This window comes from Micromonospora sp. NPDC004551 (assembly GCF_040609975.1).
Lineage (GTDB): Bacteria > Actinomycetota > Actinomycetes > Mycobacteriales > Micromonosporaceae > Micromonospora.
Genome location: NZ_JBEXLM010000030.1, coordinates 24,447 through 40,472, shown reverse-complemented (window position 1 = coordinate 40,472; position 16,026 = coordinate 24,447). Strand labels below are relative to the sequence as shown.

The window sequence follows — 16,026 nt, the reverse complement described above, 5'->3', positions numbered from 1 at the left end:
GGAGCGATCACGAAGGGGGAACGGGGTGCCCGAGACGACACGGTTCCGGTCCAGTCAGGACGCCGCGCTGCCGGACGACGTCACCGATCCGCTGCTGTGGCGGGCCGCGTACGACGTGGCGGTCGCGCACCAGCCCGATGCGACGGGACGCTGTCCCAGCCTGCTGTGCGCCGGGCGGAGCGGGCCGTGCGAGCCCATGGTCAACGCCCGCCGGGCGATGCGGCTGGCCCGCGGCGGCGCCCGGCGCGCCGAGTTCGGCGAGACACCCGGCCGGACCGCCCGGGAGCGGCGCCGGGCGGCCTGAGCCCGAGCGGGGCGCGGGACCAGAGTCAGTGCGCCGGGGAGAACGCGGCGAGGAAGCGGTCCCGGAAGGTGTCCATCCGCCACACCGGGGCCTGCGGGCCGGGGCGCAGCCCGTCCTGCCAGCCCCAGCCGGCGACCCGGTCCAGCACGGCCGGGTCCTTCGCCACGATGGTGATCGGCACGTCCCGCCCGGCGCCCTCGCCGGTGACCGAGGCCGCCGGCTGGTGGTCGCCGAGCACGACCAGCACCAGGTCGTCCCCGCCGTGGGTCAGCACGTACGACACCAGGGTGCCGAGGCTGTACTCGATGGAGTGCGCGTAGTCGGTGCGGATCTGGGCGGCGTCCCGCTGGAGCACGTCCCGGCTGCCACCGGTGTGGGTGGCCGCGGTGTGGAAGATCGTGCCGTCGCCCACCGCCGCCCAGGGCACCGGCTTCGGGATGGCCGACCAGGGGGAGTGGCTGGACACCAGCGGGATCTCCGCCATCAGCGGGGCGTGCGGGTGGTCCCGCTCCAGCCGCTGGAAGGTGGCCAGGGTGTACTGGTCGGGCATCGGCGCGTAGCTGAACTTGGGGCCCCGGTAGGCCAGCTTCCCGGCGTCGTAGTAGCGGTCGTAGCCGAAGAACCTCCCCTCCGGCCAGGGTTCGGTGGCCGCGGGGAACACGCCGACGGTCTGCCAGCCGGCCCGGTGGAACGCGCCGTTGAGGGTGAGTCGGTCCCCGGCCAGCAGGTCCCGGTGCCGCTGGTCGTTGTCGATCCACAGCCCGGAGAGCAGGGTGGCGTGGGCCAGCCAGCTGCCGCCGCCGAAGGTGGGCGAGGTCAGGAAGCCGCTGCGGGCGTCGTAGCCGGCCGCCCGCAGCCGGCGGTAGCCGTCGTCGAGCACCGCGGTCACCCCGGGCGCGAGGGCGGGGTCCTCCACGGCGTCGCGGCCGTAGCTTTCCACGAACGTGACCAGCACGTCCTTGCCGCGCAGCCCGGTCAGCAGCCGGTCGCCGGGCACGTCCCGCCAAGCGTCGGCCGTCATCTCCCCGGCGAACGCCGCGCGGTCACGCAGGCCGGCCCGCACCTGGCCGACGTGCGACGCGACAAGGGTCGTCGCCGTCCGGTCGGCGACCGGCACGCCGGCGGTGAGGCGTACCCCGAACAGGGCGCAGCCCAGCCAGAGTACGGCCAGCGCGGCGAGCACCCGGGCCGCACCGGTGCGGTGCCGCGCCACGAGCCGGGCCAGCCGCCGCGCCGCGAGCGCCACCAGCACCGGCAGGCCCGCCACCAGCAGCACCGCACCGACCGCCGCGGCGACGGCGCCGGCCCTTCCGACCGAGTCGGTCAGGTAGCCGTAGCCGTCGTCGAACAGACCCCAGTCGAGCAGCACGTCGAACGGGCGGTCCCGGGCCACGAAGAAGCCCGTGTCCAGCAGCTTGACCACGGCCAGCAGGCCCAGCACGGCGCCGAACGCCACGGCGGCCGGCCGGCGGGCCCGGTCCGGCAGGACGAGCAGCAGCGCCACCGCGACCAGGGCCTCCACCGGGATCCGCAGCACCGCGCCCGGCCCGGCCTGGGCCAGCCGGTCCGGTGCGACCAGCGCCGCCACCACGAGCAGCGCCGCCAGCCCGGTGAGGATCGCGCCGGCCACCCGACGGGTACGCGGGGCGTCTCCCGACGGTGTGGCCTCCCCGGGCGAGGGCGGGGACGCTTCGGTGTCCGGGGCGGGGGTGGCCGGCCCGGCCGGCCGGCGGAAACGGATGCGCAGTGCCACGGCGGGGTCCTTCGGCGAGGGGGAGGGAGGGGTCAGGCCGGCTGGTGGGCGACGATCCGGACGGCCACCGGTACCGGAGGCGCGGGCGGGTCCGCCGCTCGTGCGCCGGGACCGCCCGCGCCGGCGGGCGCGAGCCGCACCGGCCCGGCCGCCGCGGGACCGGCCACGCGGGCCGGGAGGTCGGCCGGGCCGGTGCCGCCGGTCCAGGACGGGACGGCGCCCGTGCCGGGGCGAAGCGGTCCGCGGCCCAGGGCGGGCAGGGCGGTCGCGGCGGGTCGGATGCCCAGCGCGGGGAGCGCGGTCGCGGTGGGTGGACCGACGGCCGTCGCCGGGACGAGTTCGACGGCCGGGACGGGGCGGGCCGCCGGGGCGGCCGGGCGGTGCCGCCACAGCCAGGCGACGTCGCGGCCGAACGACTCGACCAGCAGGGCCAGCGCCCCGGCCACCAGCGCGGCGGTCGCCGCCGGCGGTAGCAGCCCGCTCGCCGCCGTCGCCAGCACCACGCCCTGCGCCGCCGCGACCACCTTGCGCCAGAACCGGGGCGGCAGCACGCCGTCCATCCAGGGCAGCGGCCAGCTCGCCGCCACGAAGGCGTACCGCATCCCGCCGATGAGCAGCACCCACGCGCCGGCCGAGGGGGTCAGGTGGACGCTGAGGACCAGCAGCAGGAACGAGTCGACCTCCATGTCGAAGCGCGCGCCCAGCGCGCTCACCGTGCCGGTGCGCCGGGCAACCTGGCCGTCCACCGCGTCCAGCGCGAGCGCCACCGCGGTGAGCGGGACCAGCACGGCCACCGGCGCCGGGCCGCCGTCGACGACCAGGGCGAGCACCCCGCCGACCAGCAGCGCCCGGGCCAGCGTCACCCGGTCGGCGGGGCCGAGCCGGTCCGCGCCGGCCGCCCGCAGGCCGCGCCGGAGCAGCCCGCAGAGCACGGCGGCGTACGCCAGGCCGGCCAGCCAGCCCGCCACGCCGAGGCCCACCGTGCCGGCGAGCCCGGCCAGCAGGACGAACTGCACGATCAACCCGACCAACGGGCCATTTCGAACCGTGGACACCCTGCCTCCGTGTCTATGATCGACAACCCTGCCAGTCATCACGGAAAAATCGGCCGTCCGGTTCGGTCCGGATGCGGGAAGGAGAAGATTTCGTGACCGGTGCGGCCCGCGCCTTCTGGCTCCGCGCCCCCGGCGAGGGTGAGCTCCGCCCGGTCGCGCTCGCCCCGCCCGGCCCCGGCGAGGTGCTGGTCCGTGCCCGCTACTCCGGAGTCAGCCGGGGCACCGAGACCCTTGTCTTCACCGGCCGGGTCCCCGCCGACCAGCACGACACCATGCGCGCCCCGTTTCAGGAGGGCGACTTCCCGGCCCCGGTGAAGTACGGCTACCTGAGCGTCGGCACCGTCGAGGCGGGCCCGGCGGAGCTGCGCGGGCGTACCGTCTTCTGCCTGCACCCGCACCAGACCGCGTACGTGGTGCCGGCCGACGCCGTGGTGGTCGTACCCGAGCAGGTTCCCGCGGCCCGCGCGGTGCTGGCCGGCACCGTGGAGACCGCGGTGAACGCGCTCTGGGACGCCGCGCCGCTGGTCGGCGACCGGGTCACCGTGGTCGGCGGCGGCATGGTCGGCTGCTGCGTGGCCGCCGTGCTGGCCCGCTTCCCCGGGGTCCGGGTGGAGCTGGTCGACGCCGACCCGGCCCGCGCGTCGGTGGCGGCGGCGCTCGGCGTCGACTTCGCGCTGCCCGCCGACGCGACCGGCGACCGGGACCTGGTGGTGCACGCCAGCGCCACCGCCGAGGGGTTGCAGCGGTCCCTGGAGCTGCTCCGCCCGGACCGCAGCGTGCTGGAGCTGAGCTGGTACGGCGACCGCCCGGTCACCCTCGCCCTGGGCGGGGCGTTCCACTCGAAGCGGCTGGGCATCCGCAGCAGCCAGGTCGGCACCGTGTCGCCGCGGCGCGCCGACCGTAGCTATGCCGACCGGCTGGCGGTGGCCCTGGACCTGCTCGCCGACCCGGCGTTCGACGCCCTGCTCACCGGCCGGTCCCGCTTCGCCGACCTGCCCGACGTGCTGGACCGGCTCGCCTCCGGCCGGCTCTCCGCGCTCTGCCACCTCATCACCTACGACGAGGAGTGATCTCTTGTTCAGCGTCACCGTCCGGGACCACATGATGGTCGCCCACAGCTTCCGCGGCGAGGTGTTCGGCCCGGCCCAGCGGCTGCACGGCGCGACCTTCGTCGTCGACGCCACCTTCCGTCGCCCGGAGCTGGACGCCGACGGGATCGTGGTCGACATCGGCCTGGCCACCGAGCAGCTCAGGGCCGTGCTCGGCGCGCTCACCTACCGCAACCTGGACGACGAGCCGGACTTCGCCGGGGTGAACACCACCACCGAGGTGCTGGCCCGGACGGTGGCCGACCGGCTGGCCGAGGCGGTGCACGCCGGGCGGCTCGGCGAGGGGGCGCGTGGCCTGGCGGGGATCACCGTCACCCTGCACGAGTCGCACGTCGCCTGGGCGAGCTACGAGCGGTCGCTGTGACCGGATGACGGTCGTGCACGTGGTGCTGCCGGGCGACATCGACGACCCGGCGAGCCCCAGCGGCGGCAACGGGTACGACCGCCGGGCCTGCCACGGCCTGGCCGCGCTCGGCTGGACGGTGCGGGAACACCCGGTGCCGGGCGGCTGGCCGTACCCGGATGCGGCGGACCGGGCCGCGCTGGCCGGGGTGCTGTCCGCGCTGCCCGACGGCACGGCCGTGCTGCTCGACGGGCTGGTCGCCTCGACCGTGCCCGAGGTGCTGGCCCCGCACGCCGGGCGGCTGCGCCTCGTGGTGCTGGTGCACCTGCCGCGGGAGGACGAGGCCGAGGGCCGGGCCCTCGCGGCGGCGACGGCGGTGGTCGCCACCAGCGAGTGGACCCGCCGCCGGCTGCTGGACCGCTACCGGCTCGCCGCCGGGCGGGTGCGGGTCGCCCCGCCCGGGGTGGACCCCGCGCCGGTCGTCCCCGGGTCGCCGGCCGGCCGGCGGCTGCTCTGCGTCGCGGCGGTCACCCCGCTCAAGGGGCAGGACGTGCTCGCCGCCGCCCTGGCCCGGGTCGCCGACCTGCCCTGGACCTGCGCGTGGGTCGGCCCGCTCACCCGCGACCCGGAGTTCGTGGCGCGGCTGCGCCGGCAGCTCGCCGGCAGCGGTCTCGCCGGCCGGGTCCGGCTGGCGGGCCCGCTGACCGGGGACGACCTGGCCGCCGCGTACGCCGCCGCCGACCTGCTGGTGCTGCCGTCCCGCCGGGAGACCTACGGGATGGTGGTCACCGAGGCGCTCGCGCGGGGCGTACCCGTGCTGGCCAGCGACACCGGCGGCCTGCCCGCCACGCTCGGGCACGCCCCGGACGGCGGCCGCCCCGGCCTGCTGGTGCCCCCGGCGGACCCGGCCGCGCTGGCCGGCGCGCTGCGCCGCTGGCTCACCGACCCGGACCTGCGGGACCGGCTGCGCCGCGCCGCCCGGCAGCGGCGGGACACCCTCAGCGGCTGGCCGGTCACCGCGGACCGGCTGGCCGCGGCCCTCAAGGAGGCCACGGCGGCATGACGACCTCGCTCCTTCCTCCCGACTTCGCCGACTGGCTGCGGCTGCGCGAACCCGCCGACGCGGCGGCCCGCTCGTCCGAACTGCTCGACGCCGTCCGCCACGGGCTGCCCGCCGACCGGCCGCTGATCGTGCATGACCTGGGCAGCGGGACCGGCTCGATGGCCCGCTGGCTCGCCCCGCGGCTGCCCGGCCCGCAGCACTGGGTGCTGCACGAGCGGGACGCCGACCTGCTGGCGCTCGCCGCCGCCGGAGGGGTCGCCGCCGCCGACGGCAGCCCGGTCACCGTGCTGACCCGGGACTCCGACATCACCCGGTTGGGCGCCGCGGACCTGGCCGACGCGCACCTGGTCACCGCCTCCGCGCTGCTGGACATGCTCACGGCCGCGGAGGTCGAGCGGATCGTGGCGGCCTGCGCCGGCCACCCCACCCTGTTCGCGATCACCGTGGTCGGCCGGGTGCGGTTCACCCCCTCCGACCCGCTCGACGCCGAGTTCGAGGCCGCGTTCAACGCCCACCAGCGGCGGACGGCCGACGGCCGCGCCCTGCTCGGCCCGGACGCCGTGGACGCCACCGTGGCGGCCTTCCGCCGCCGCGGCGTTCCGGTGCGGGTCCGGCCCAGCCCGTGGCGCCTCGGCCCCGAGCAGGCCGCGCTGACCGCGGAGTGGCTGGCCGGCTGGCTCGACGCGGCCGTCGAGGAGCGGCCGGAACTGGCCGGCGTGGCCGGGGCGTACCGGGAGCGGCGGCTCGCCGAGTCGGCGGACGGCCGGCTGCGGGTGGTGCTGCACCACGCCGACCTGCTCGCCGGGTGAACCGGATCGGCCCGCGGCACGTGACAACGGATGGACCGAGGGAGGACCGCTCTTGTCACACGCCGCCGTCGCCGGGCCCGTCCCGGCCGCCGCGCCCGCGCCCGCCCGGTCGTTCTGGGCCTGGGCCCGGCCGCTCGCCGGTCTCGCGGTGCTCGCCGCGCTGGTCTGGTCGGTGGGCACCGGCCCGTTCCTGGCCGGGCTGCGGCTGATCGACGCGCCGGCGCTCGCCGCCGCGCTCGGCATCGGCGCGGTCACCACCCTCTGCTGCGCCTGGCGCTGGTCGCTGGTCGCCGGCGGGCTGGGCGTACGGCTGCCGCTGCGGTCCGCCGTCGCGCACTGCTACCGGGCGGTCTTCCTCAACTCCACCCTGCCCGGCGGGGTGCTCGGCGACGTGCACCGCGCGGTCCGGCACGGCCGGGACGCCGGGGACGTGGCCCGGGGCGTCCGCGCCGTGGTGTGGGAGCGCACGGCCGGTCAGGTGGTCCAGCTGGTCATCGCGGTGGCCGTGCTGGCGGCGCTGCCGTCCCCGGTCCGGCCGTACCTGCCGGCGGTGGCGGCCGGGCTGGCGGCCGTCGCGCTGACGCTGGCGGTGGCCGCCCGCGCCGTGCCCCGCTCCGGGGCCTCCCGCTGGGCGCGCGCGGCGCGTACCGCGGTCGGCGACGTCCGGGCCGGGCTGCTCGCCCGGCGCACCTGGCTGGGCGTGGTGACGGCCTCGGCCGTGGTGGTCGCCGGCCACCTGGCCACCTTCGTGGTGGCGGCCCGCACCGCGGGCGCCGACGCGCCGCTGTCCCGGCTGGTGCCGCTGACCCTGCTGGCGCTGCTCGCCATGGGGCTGCCGACCAACGTGGGCGGGTTCGGGCCGCGCGAGGGGGTCGCCGCCTGGGCGTTCGCCGCGGCCGGCCTCAGCGCCGCCCAGGGCGTCGCCACCGGCACGGTGTACGGGGCGCTGGTCCTGGTGGCCAGCCTGCCGGGCGCCGCGGTGCTGCTGGTCCGCCGCCGCCGCCGTCCGGCTCCGGAGCCCGGCGACTGTCGGTGATCCCGCCTACGGTGAGGGTGCGAGGTGTGCGTTGCCGGCCCGCCCGGCAGCCCGGACTGAGGAGAAGCATGGACGAAACCCTGCCCACCGCGACGGTCCGGACCCAGGTCACGGTCCCCATGCGGTTTCCGGACGGCTACGTGACCACCGCCCGGGTGCACTCCTTCCACGGCCTGGTCGACGGCCGTGAGCACCTCGCCATCGGGCTCGGGGAGCGGCGCGACCCGGACACCTCGCCACCGCTGGTCCGCCCGCACAGCGAGTGCCTGACCGGAGACGTGTTCGGCAGCCAGCGCTGCGACTGCGGCCCTCAGCTGCGCGAGGCGGTCGAGCGGATCGCCGACGCCGGCGGCTACCTGCTCTACCTGCGCCAGGAGGGCCGGGGCATCGGCCTCTACGCCAAGCTCGACGCGTACGCCCTCCAGGACGGGGGGCTGGACACCTACGAGGCGAACGTGGCGCTCGGCCGGGGCCCCGACGAGCGCGACTACACGGTGGCCGCGCAGATGCTCGCCGCGCTGGGCGTGACCCGGGTGGCCCTGCTCAGCAACAACCCGGACAAGGCCGCCCAGCTGGAGCGGCTGGGCGTCACGGTGGCCGACCGGGTGCTCACCGGCGTGCACCTGTCCCCGGCGAACGCGGGCTACCTGGCGGCCAAGGTGACCCGCGCCGACCATGCCCTCGACCTGCCGTTCGTGCCGTGACCAGCCGCCCGTACGTGCTGCTCAGCTGCGCGATGTCGATCGACGGCTACATCGACGACGCCACCGCCGAGCGCCTGCTGCTGTCCAACGACGCCGACCTGGACCGGATCGACGCCGTGCGGGCCGGCTGTGACGCGATCATGGTGGGCGCGGCCACGGTCCGCCGCGACGATCCGCGGCTGCTGGTGCGCAGCGAGCGGCGGCGGGCCGAGCGGGTGGCCCGCGGCCTGCCGCCGTGCCCCGTCAAGGTGACGGTGACGGCCAGCGGCGACCTCGACCCGGCCGCCCGGTTCTTCACGATGGGCGACGGGGCGAAGCTGGTCTACTGCCCGACCGGCGTGGCGGACAAGACCCGGGAGCAGGTCGGCGCGGTGGCCACCGTGGTCGACGCGGGCGACCCGGTCACCCCCGAGGCGGTCCTGGCCGACCTGGCCGGGCGGGGCGTCGGCCGGCTCATGGTGGAGGGCGGGGGGAGCCTGCACGGCCAGTTCCTCACCGCCGGTGTCGCCGACGAGCTGCACCTGGTGGTCGCGCCGTTCTTCGTGGGCGACCGCCGCGCGCCCCGGTTCGTCGAGGACGGCCGCTTCCCGTGGCATCCGGGCCGGCGGGCCCGGGTCGTCGAGGCACGCCAGATCGGCGACGTGGTGCTCACCCGCTACGCCCTCTCCGACCGCTGCGACGGGTAGCCGGGCGCCGGGTCTCGGTGCGGTCCGGGCCGCGCCGCCGCTTCGGCGACGGGCCGCCGGGCGGTCAGGACGCCGGTGCCGGCAGGCCGAGCGCCTCGTCGACCCGGTTGAGCACGGCCGCGCCGTCCTCGCCGACCCCGCGCAGCAGGTCGATCGCGGTGGCCCGGATCTGCCCGACGATCATGACCACGGGCAGCGGCGGGTCGGACGCCAGCAGCTCGGCGCCGATCCGGACCGCGTCCAGCGCGGCCTCGTCGGCCCGGGTGACGTGCCGGCCGGCGTCCTGGCCGGTGAGGTCGGTGGCCAGGGCCGCGCCGGCGGCGCGTACCGCCTCGGCGAGGGAGCGGATCGCCGCGCCCAGCTCGGGCGGGGTGGCGGTGTGCAGCCGGGCCAGGGCGGCCCCGTTGCGTGCCAGCACCCGGATGTCACGGGCCGCGTAGTCGAGCTGCCGGACGGTCGCCTCGACCTGTTCGAGCTGGCCGAGGTGCCGGCGGCGGCGGACCCGCAGCCGCAGCGTCTCGGCGCACGCCCGCACCGCGGACCCCAGGCGTTCCACGCAGCCGTCCAGCTCCCGGGCCCGGTCCAGCGCCGCCTGGGCGGCCTCCGCGTCGCAGCGCTCCAGCGCGGCGTTCACCCGGTCGAGCAGGTCGGCGAGGTCGGCGTACGTCCGGCGGGCCTCGGCGACCAGCGGGGCCAGCGGGTCCCGGGCCACCACGAGCTGGCTCGCGGCGAGGGCGACCGCCCCGCCGATCAGCGCGTCGACGAACCGGAACGGGGTGAACTCGCCCTTCGGCGCGGCGACCACCACCAGGTAGAGCGCGGAGACCGTGGTCTGGATGACCAGCGTGCTGCTCGCCCCGGCCGCCACCGTGCCGCCGAGGGTGAGCAGCAGGACGAGGAGCATGGTCGCCGTGCCGGGGCCGAGGGCGTGCACCACGAGGTCGGCGACGAGCACCCCGCCGGCCACCCCGAGCACCAGCTCGATGGTCTGCCGTACCCGCTGGCCCCGCGACTCGCCGAGCACGATCAGCGCCGCGCTCGGCGCGAAGAACGGGTCCGGATGGCCGATCAGCCGCGCGGCGATCAGCCAGGCGACGGTCGCGGCGAGCGCGCCCTCCACCACCGGCACCCACGCCTGTCGCAGCCGCCCCACGGCGGCCTTCCACCAGTTGCGCACCGGCGCCGTCCTCCCACACGGACCGGTGCACCCACGGACTCTCCGCTCCGGCCGTACGGGCTCCTACCCACGATGCTGATCGTCGTAACCGGACCGTCCACTCCGGCGACGACCCCGGGCGGCCCGGGTCAGAGCACCTGGGACAGGAAGCGGCGCAGGCGCGGGTGCTCCGGCGCCTCGAAGACGGCAGCCGGCGGGCCGGCCTCCAGCACGACGCCGCGATCCATGAACGCCACCGTGTCGGCCACCTCGCGGGCGAAGCCCATCTCGTGGGTGACCACCACCATCGTCATGCCGGCGGCCGAGAGGTCGGCCATCACCCCGAGCACACCCTTGACCAGCTCCGGGTCGAGCGCCGAGGTGGCCTCGTCGAAGAGCATCACCTGGGGGCGCAGGGCGAGGGCCCGGGCGATGGCCACCCGCTGCTGCTGCCCGCCGGAGAGCTGCGCCGGCCGGGCATCGGCCTTGTGGGCCAGCCCGACCAGGTCGAGCTGGTCGCGGGCGACCTGCGCCGCCTCGTCCTCGGAGAGCTTCTTGAGCTTGCGCAACGCGAGGGTGAGGTTGCGCAGCACGGTCATGTGGGGGAACAGGTTGAACTGCTGGAACACCATGCCGATCCGCTGGCGCAGAGCGTCTGGGTCGTCGCCCAGCACGCTGCGCCCGTCCAGCAGCACGTCACCCCGGTCCGGTTCGAGGAGCCGGTTGATCGTCCGCAGCAGGGTGGACTTGCCGGAGCCGGACGGGCCGATCACGCAGGCCGTCCCGCCCCGGGCCACGTCCAGGTCGGCGCCGCGCAGCACCTGGTGCTCCCCGAAGGCCAGATGCACGTCGCGGACGGCCAGGCTGACCGAGGTGGCGGTGGCGGTGCTCATCGGGGGTCCTTTCCGGCCGACGCCGGCGCGCCGGCGGGGTCGAGCTCGACGTCGAGGTCGGGAGCGGCCACCGCCCGGCCCTGCCGCAGCCGGCGGTCGATCCAGTTGACCGCGTGGGTCAGCGGCACGGTCAGCACCAGGTAGAACAGGCCGGCCAGCAGCAGCGCGGACTCGTTGCCGGTGGTGGCCGCGTAGTCCTGGCCGATCCGGAACAGCTCCCGCTGGCTGGCCACCAGGCCGAGGAAGTAGACCAGGCTGGAGTCCTTGATCAGCGCGATGAGCTGGTTGACCCAGGCGGGCAGCACCCGGCGTACGCCCTGGGGGACGATGACCAGCCGCATCGCCTCACCCCAGGAGAAGCCGAGCGCCCGGGCCCCCTCCAGCTGGGCGGCCTCCACGCTCTGAATGCCGGCCCGGAAGATCTCGCCGATGTAGGCGGCGGCGATCAGCGACAGCGCCAGCACGCCCAGCGGGTAGGGGTTCGGGCCCCACACCTGCATGCCGAGCGGCGCCAGGCCGACGCCGATGAGCAGGATGGTCGCCGCCGCCGGCAGGCCGCGGAACACGTCGGTGTAGACCCGCGCCGGCCACCGCAACCAGCGGGTACGCGAGATGCCCGCGACGGCCAGCAGCATGCCCAGCACCGAGCCGAGCAGGGCGGCGGAGACCGCCAGGAGCAGCGTGTTGGGCAGCCCGACGGTCACCATCTCGGGCAGCGCCTCGCGCATGGCGTCCCAGTCGAAGAAGGTCTCCCACAGGGTGCTCAGTGGATCCATGTCTCCGTCCGCCCCGCTCGTCCTCGTCGTTCCGGCGTTTCAGTCGTTCCCGGTCAGGAGGCCGCCGACGGCGACGGCACGGCGACCGTGCCGCTGCCCGGCTTGAAGTCGGCCGGGATCGGCCGGCCCGGGTAGTACTGCGCCTGGAGCTTGCTCCAGGTGCCGTCGGCGATCACCTCGTCGAGGGCCTTGTTCAGCGCCTCGCGCAGCTTGTCGTTGCCCTTGGCCACGGCGTACGCGGTGGGGGCCGGGCTGAGCTGCTTCGCGGCCACCTTGATCTTGCCGCCGCTGTCCGCGGCCGACGTGTCGCCGATCTCGGCCGGGGCGATCCAGGCGTCGGCGGTGCCGGCCTTGAGCTGGTTGATCGCGCCGTTGTAGTCGGGCACGCGCACCGGGTTCAGGTTCTCCCGGGTGGCGTAGTCGTCCTGCACGGTGCCCTGCACGACCACCACCCGCTTGCCGGCGAGCTGGTCGAAGCCGCCGATGGAGGAGCCGGCCGGCACGTCGAGGCCGAAGTAGCCGAAGTCGTAGCCGTTGCCGAAGTCGACGGTCTTCTTCCGGGCCTCGGTGATGGTGATCGAGGAGCTGCCCACGTCGAACTTGTGGTTGTTGACCTGGGAGAGCAGGGCGGAGAAGTCGGTGCCCACGAACTCCACCTTGAGGCCGGCCTTGGCGGCGACCGCGGTGAGCAGGTCGTTGTCGAAGCCGGTGAACTTGCCGTCCTTCAGGTAGACGTTCGGCGGGGCGTCGGTGAGCGTGCCGGCCCGCAGCACGCCGGCCTGGAGCAGGCCGTACGGGTTGGCTGCCTCGGTGGTGGAGGCGTCGTCGCCGCAGGCGGTGAGGGCGGTGGCGGCGAGCACGGCGGCGGCGCCGAGCGCGGCGGCGCGGGTCAGGGCGGAACGGAATCGCACAGGTGTCTCCAGGGTCCGGGGCGGCGTGGGCGCACGCCGCCGACGGCGCGCCCGGTGCGGGCGAGCCGGAGGGGATGGTGCGGAAAAGGAGGGGGAGTGGCGCTCAGCGCGCGTCGGCGCGGCGACAGGCGTCGCTGCACACCCGCATCAGGTCGACGTGGCGCCGCTTGACCAGCGCGAAACGCGCCGGGTAGGCGATGCCGTCGGCGGGCGGGGTGCGGAGCTGAGCAGACATGGTTCCCTCTGGTCGGTGATGACCTGGGTACCAGGCCACGCTTGCACCGGCGGCTGCCGGTGCCTGGTCCTCACCCGGGGCACCCCACCGCGGAGGAGGGTTGCCGGCCAGCGAGCCGGGGCTTGGCGCTGGCGCTCATGACCTGCCGAGAAGGCTAGCAGCAGCGCCGCCCCGGTCGTCCAGCCGTTATGACCACGCTCACGCCCGCGCCTTACCGGCGGGCCGGCATGACCGGGGCGTCCCGGCCGGTGCCGTGCCGCGACGGCGTCCGCTGCTCGTGGTAGTCCTGCTCGACGTTGACCGTCCAGACGTCGTGGTCGGCGCCGTGGGCGATGTTCTCGGCGGTCAGCATCGCGGTGAGCATCGAGTGGTCGGCGTTGTTGTAGCGGTGCATCCCGTTGCGCCCCACCGGGTGCACGTTCGGCACCTCCCGGGCCAGCCAGTCCCGGATCACGTCCACGTTGCGCTGGTAGCGCTCGTCGTAGACCGGGTACGCCTTCGGCATCCGGACCACGTAGCCGGCCTCCACGCAGCCGGGGCGCACCAGGCCGAGCCGCTCCAGCTCGGCGGTGGCGAAGGCGACCAGGTCCGCGTCCGGGGTCCGCCACATCTCGTCGTTCTCGAACACGAAGTACTCCAGCCCGAGGCAGGTCCGCCCGTCCTTGACGAGGTACGGCGACCAGGAACCGAAGTTCTGGATGCGGCCCACCTTGGCGGCCGGGTCGTGCACGTAGATCCAGTTGTCCGGGAAGGAGAACTCCTCGGGCACCACCAGCGCGACGGTCAGGAAGTCCCGGTAGCGCAGGTCGTCGGCGGCGGCCCGGACCTCCGGCGGCGCCTCGGGGCGCATGGCCCGCACCAGGGCGGAGATCGGCATCGAGGAGATCACGTGGTCGGCCGGCTCGGTGCGCTCGCCGTCGCCGTCGGACACCGTGACGGCGGTGGCCCGCCGCCGCGCCGGGTCCCGGTGCACCTCGCTCACCCAGGTGCCGGTGCGGACCGTTCCGCCGCGTTTCTCCACCTCCTCGGTGCAGCGCTCCCACATCATCCCGGGGCCGTGCTTGGGGTACTGGAACTCCTCGATCAGGCTGGTCACGTCCTTGCGGTTGCGCTTGGGCAGCAGCGCGTTGAGCACCGCGGTGGACAGCGACAGGTTCTTGATCCGCTGGGCGGCCCAGTCGGCCTGCAACTGGTCGGCCGGCATGCCCCAGACCTTCTCCGTGTACGTCTTGAAGAAGATCGAGTAGAGCCGCCAGCCGAACCGGGCCGACACCCACCCCTCGAAGTGCGACTGGTCCTTCGGCGGGCGCAGCCGGGCCCGCCCGTACGACCCGACGCAGCGCAGCGCCTCCAGGAGGCCGAGGTTGCGCAGGGCGTTGCCGGCGTTGAGCGGGTAGTCGTAGAGCGCGCCCCGGTAGTAGATGCGGCTCATCCGCGGCCGGAGCAGGAAGTCCTCGTCGGGCAGGATCTCGTGCCAGAAGTCCTCCACGCGGGAGACCTTCGTGAAGAACCGGTGCCCGCCGATGTCGAACCGCCAGCCGTCCCGCTCCACGGTGCGGCTGATCCCGCCGACCACGTCGTCGGCCTCGTAGACGCGGACCTCCTCGCCGTGCCCGAGCAGTTCGTACGCGGCGGTCAGCCCCGCGGGCCCCGCCCCGATGACCACGGTCCCGTTGCCGTCACCCATGCCGTCCGCGCCCCCCGCTGCAGCCTGCCGATGCGGCAGCGCCCTTACCCGTCCTGCCCGCCGACTCACCTGAGCCCGCGATTCGCCACTTCCGGGTCACCCGTTCGGGGCCGGGCGGGTGTGAGCCGGGACGGAACGGGGATGCGGGGACGGTTTCCCGGTCCGGGGGTCGGTCGCGGGGGCGACCGGTGGGAGCGGGATGGGCGACGAGCGGCGGGCCGGGGCGACCGGCCGCCCCGCCGGGGCGCGGTGGACGGATGTGCCGGCCCGGCTGGCGTTGGCGGGCCGGCGGCTGGCCGCGCGGCTCCCCGCGCCCTGGGGCTTCGTGCTCGCCGTCTTCGCCGGCTCGAAGGTCGTGCTCAGCCTGCTCGGCGTGCTGGTGCTGACCGCCTGGGACGGGGTGCCCGGCGCGCCACCCGCCGACGAGACGCTGATGCGGACCCAGCAGGACCACATCTCGTCGCACCGCTGGTTCTCGCTCTGGTTCGCCTGGGACTCGTTTCTCTACGACACTCTGGCCCGGGTGCCGCTGGACCGGCCGTGGCACGACTTCGGCTTCCCGCTGCTCTACCCGTTCCTGGCCCGGCCCCTCGCGCCGCTGCTCGGCGGGCACACCGCCTGGGCGCTGCTGCTGGTCGCCAACGTGGCGCTGCTGTTCCAGCTCTACCTCGCGTACCGGCTGGGGGGCCGGCTGCTCGGCGCCGACGGCCCGGGGGAGGCGGCCGCGGACGGCCGCCGGGCCGTGCGGTACCTGCTGCTCCTGCCGACGGCGTTCCTGTTCCAGGCCGCCCTCACCGAGTCGCTCTTCGTCTGTCTCGCCCTGGCGGCGTTCTGGTACGCCGAGCAGCGTCGCTGGCTGGTGGTCGGGATCGTCGGCTACTTCCTGGCCCTGAGCCGCTCGGTCGGCTTCGTGGTGGTGATCCCGCTCGCCCTGGTGCTGCTGCGCCAGCACGGCTGGCGTCTCGACCCGCGCAGCCTCGCGCGCTACCTGCGGCAGGGCTGGCCGCTGCTGCTGGTTCCGGCCGGCTGGCTGACCTTCATGGCGTTCTGCCGCTGGCAGGGCGGTGACTGGTTCGCCTACCAGCACGCCCAGGAGAAGGGCTGGGGGATCAGGGTGCAGAACCCGCTCGGGGTGGCCGGGTCGGCGCTCGTCGGCGACAACTCGGCCAACGCGTTCCGGGTCTGGATCGCCGTGGCGATGCTGCTCGTGGCGATCGTGGGGCTGCGCCGCCGGGCCGACTGGCCGTACCTGGTGTACACGGTGATCGTGGTCCTGGTGCCGCTGTCGATGGGCCCGCCGGTCTACAAGAGCCTGCTGCGCTACCTGCTGGCCGCGTTCCCGGTGGCGCTGGTGCTGGCCCGCTGGGCCCGCCGGCCGGGCCTCGACGGCTGGCTCACCGCCGGGCTGGCGCTGCTCCAGGGTGCGCTGTTCGCCGTCTGGCTGACCTACTGGACCCACCTGATCATCTGAGGCTTGCTATGCAACTCGTTGCATAGCATGATGGC

At 75.6% G+C, this 16,026-nt stretch carries 16 protein-coding genes, 1 pseudogene and 1 riboswitch; of the genes and pseudogenes, 9 read left to right on the top strand and 8 right to left on the bottom strand.

The window, feature by feature from the left end:
• Positions 1–25 precede the first annotated feature (25 nt).
• Positions 26–304 carry a hypothetical protein gene (locus ABZW14_RS27685; RefSeq protein ID WP_355351839.1) on the top strand — a complete coding sequence of 93 codons (279 nt, stop codon included), beginning with the start codon at positions 26–28 and terminating at the stop codon, positions 302–304.
• A gap of 25 nt (positions 305–329) precedes the next feature.
• Here the strand turns inward: ABZW14_RS27685 and ABZW14_RS27680 are convergent, their stop codons facing one another.
• Together ABZW14_RS27680 and ABZW14_RS27675 are read right to left on the bottom strand one after the other, a co-directional pair.
• A complete protein-coding gene (locus ABZW14_RS27680; RefSeq protein ID WP_355351837.1) occupies positions 330–2,057 on the bottom strand; it encodes a sulfatase in 1,728 nt (575 codons plus the stop codon).
• A 365-nt stretch (positions 2,058–2,422) separates the two neighbouring features.
• Positions 2,423–3,151, bottom strand: a pseudogene (locus ABZW14_RS27675) (CDP-alcohol phosphatidyltransferase family protein); the annotation flags it as partial.
• Between the two features lie 53 nt (positions 3,152–3,204).
• Here ABZW14_RS27675 and ABZW14_RS27670 point away from each other — a divergent pair.
• The 7 genes from ABZW14_RS27670 to ABZW14_RS27640 all read left to right on the top strand — a co-directional run bounded on the left by ABZW14_RS27670 (position 3,205) and on the right by ABZW14_RS27640 (position 8,862).
• On the top strand, positions 3,205–4,182 hold the full coding sequence (locus ABZW14_RS27670; protein WP_355351835.1) for a dehydrogenase: 978 nt from the start codon (positions 3,205–3,207) through the stop codon (positions 4,180–4,182).
• Positions 4,183–4,186: 4 nt separating this feature from the next.
• Positions 4,187–4,585 (top strand): 6-carboxytetrahydropterin synthase, encoded by a 399-nt coding sequence (locus tag ABZW14_RS27665; protein WP_355351833.1) that lies wholly within the window; start codon positions 4,187–4,189, stop codon positions 4,583–4,585.
• 4 nt (positions 4,586–4,589) lie between these two features.
• Positions 4,590–5,627: a glycosyltransferase family 4 protein gene (locus ABZW14_RS27660; RefSeq protein ID WP_355351831.1), complete on the top strand. Its 1,038-nt coding sequence runs from the start codon at positions 4,590–4,592 to the stop codon at positions 5,625–5,627.
• A complete protein-coding gene (locus ABZW14_RS27655; RefSeq protein WP_355351829.1) occupies positions 5,624–6,436 on the top strand; it encodes an SAM-dependent methyltransferase in 813 nt (270 codons plus the stop codon). Before ABZW14_RS27660 ends, ABZW14_RS27655 begins: the two co-directional genes overlap by 4 nt.
• A 52-nt stretch (positions 6,437–6,488) precedes the next feature.
• Entirely contained in the window at positions 6,489–7,472 is a 984-nt protein-coding gene (locus tag ABZW14_RS27650; protein WP_355351827.1) for a lysylphosphatidylglycerol synthase domain-containing protein, read from the top strand.
• Positions 7,473–7,540: 68 nt separating this feature from the next.
• Positions 7,541–8,176, top strand: coding sequence for a GTP cyclohydrolase II (gene ribA / locus ABZW14_RS27645; protein WP_355351825.1), 636 nt, complete (start codon positions 7,541–7,543; stop codon positions 8,174–8,176).
• Complete coding sequence (locus ABZW14_RS27640) at positions 8,173–8,862, top strand: dihydrofolate reductase family protein (protein WP_355351823.1); 690 nt, start codon at positions 8,173–8,175, stop codon at positions 8,860–8,862. The genes ribA and ABZW14_RS27640 overlap by 4 nt, the downstream gene beginning before the upstream one ends.
• Before the next feature lie 64 nt (positions 8,863–8,926).
• Here the strand turns inward: ABZW14_RS27640 and ABZW14_RS27635 are convergent, their stop codons facing one another.
• From ABZW14_RS27635 to ABZW14_RS27610, 6 genes are all read right to left on the bottom strand, one after another.
• The gene (locus ABZW14_RS27635) at positions 8,927–10,039 is read right to left on the bottom strand and encodes an FUSC family protein (protein ID WP_355351821.1); all 1,113 of its coding nucleotides are present in this window, start codon (positions 10,037–10,039) and stop codon (positions 8,927–8,929) included.
• A gap of 128 nt (positions 10,040–10,167) precedes the next feature.
• Positions 10,168–10,911, bottom strand: coding sequence for an amino acid ABC transporter ATP-binding protein (locus tag ABZW14_RS27630; protein WP_355351819.1), 744 nt, complete (start codon positions 10,909–10,911; stop codon positions 10,168–10,170).
• Positions 10,908–11,687: an amino acid ABC transporter permease gene (locus tag ABZW14_RS27625; protein ID WP_355351817.1), complete on the bottom strand. Its 780-nt coding sequence runs from the start codon at positions 11,685–11,687 to the stop codon at positions 10,908–10,910. Before ABZW14_RS27625 ends, ABZW14_RS27630 begins: the two co-directional genes overlap by 4 nt.
• 53 nt (positions 11,688–11,740) lie before the next feature.
• Entirely contained in the window at positions 11,741–12,598 is an 858-nt protein-coding gene (locus ABZW14_RS27620) for an ABC transporter substrate-binding protein (RefSeq protein ID WP_355351815.1), read from the bottom strand.
• 103 nt (positions 12,599–12,701) lie between these two features.
• On the bottom strand, positions 12,702–12,833 hold the full coding sequence (locus tag ABZW14_RS27615; RefSeq protein ID WP_255509826.1) for a hypothetical protein: 132 nt from the start codon (positions 12,831–12,833) through the stop codon (positions 12,702–12,704).
• A gap of 32 nt (positions 12,834–12,865) precedes the next feature.
• Positions 12,866–12,976, bottom strand: a riboswitch (SAM riboswitch).
• A gap of 68 nt (positions 12,977–13,044) precedes the next feature.
• A complete protein-coding gene (locus ABZW14_RS27610; protein ID WP_355351813.1) occupies positions 13,045–14,520 on the bottom strand; it encodes an NAD(P)/FAD-dependent oxidoreductase in 1,476 nt (491 codons plus the stop codon).
• A 199-nt stretch (positions 14,521–14,719) separates the two neighbouring features.
• Here ABZW14_RS27610 and ABZW14_RS27605 point away from each other — a divergent pair, with 199 nt between their 5' ends.
• Positions 14,720–15,991 carry a hypothetical protein gene (locus tag ABZW14_RS27605; protein WP_355351811.1) on the top strand — a complete coding sequence of 424 codons (1,272 nt, stop codon included), beginning with the start codon at positions 14,720–14,722 and terminating at the stop codon, positions 15,989–15,991.
• Positions 15,992–16,026: the final 35 nt, after the last annotated feature.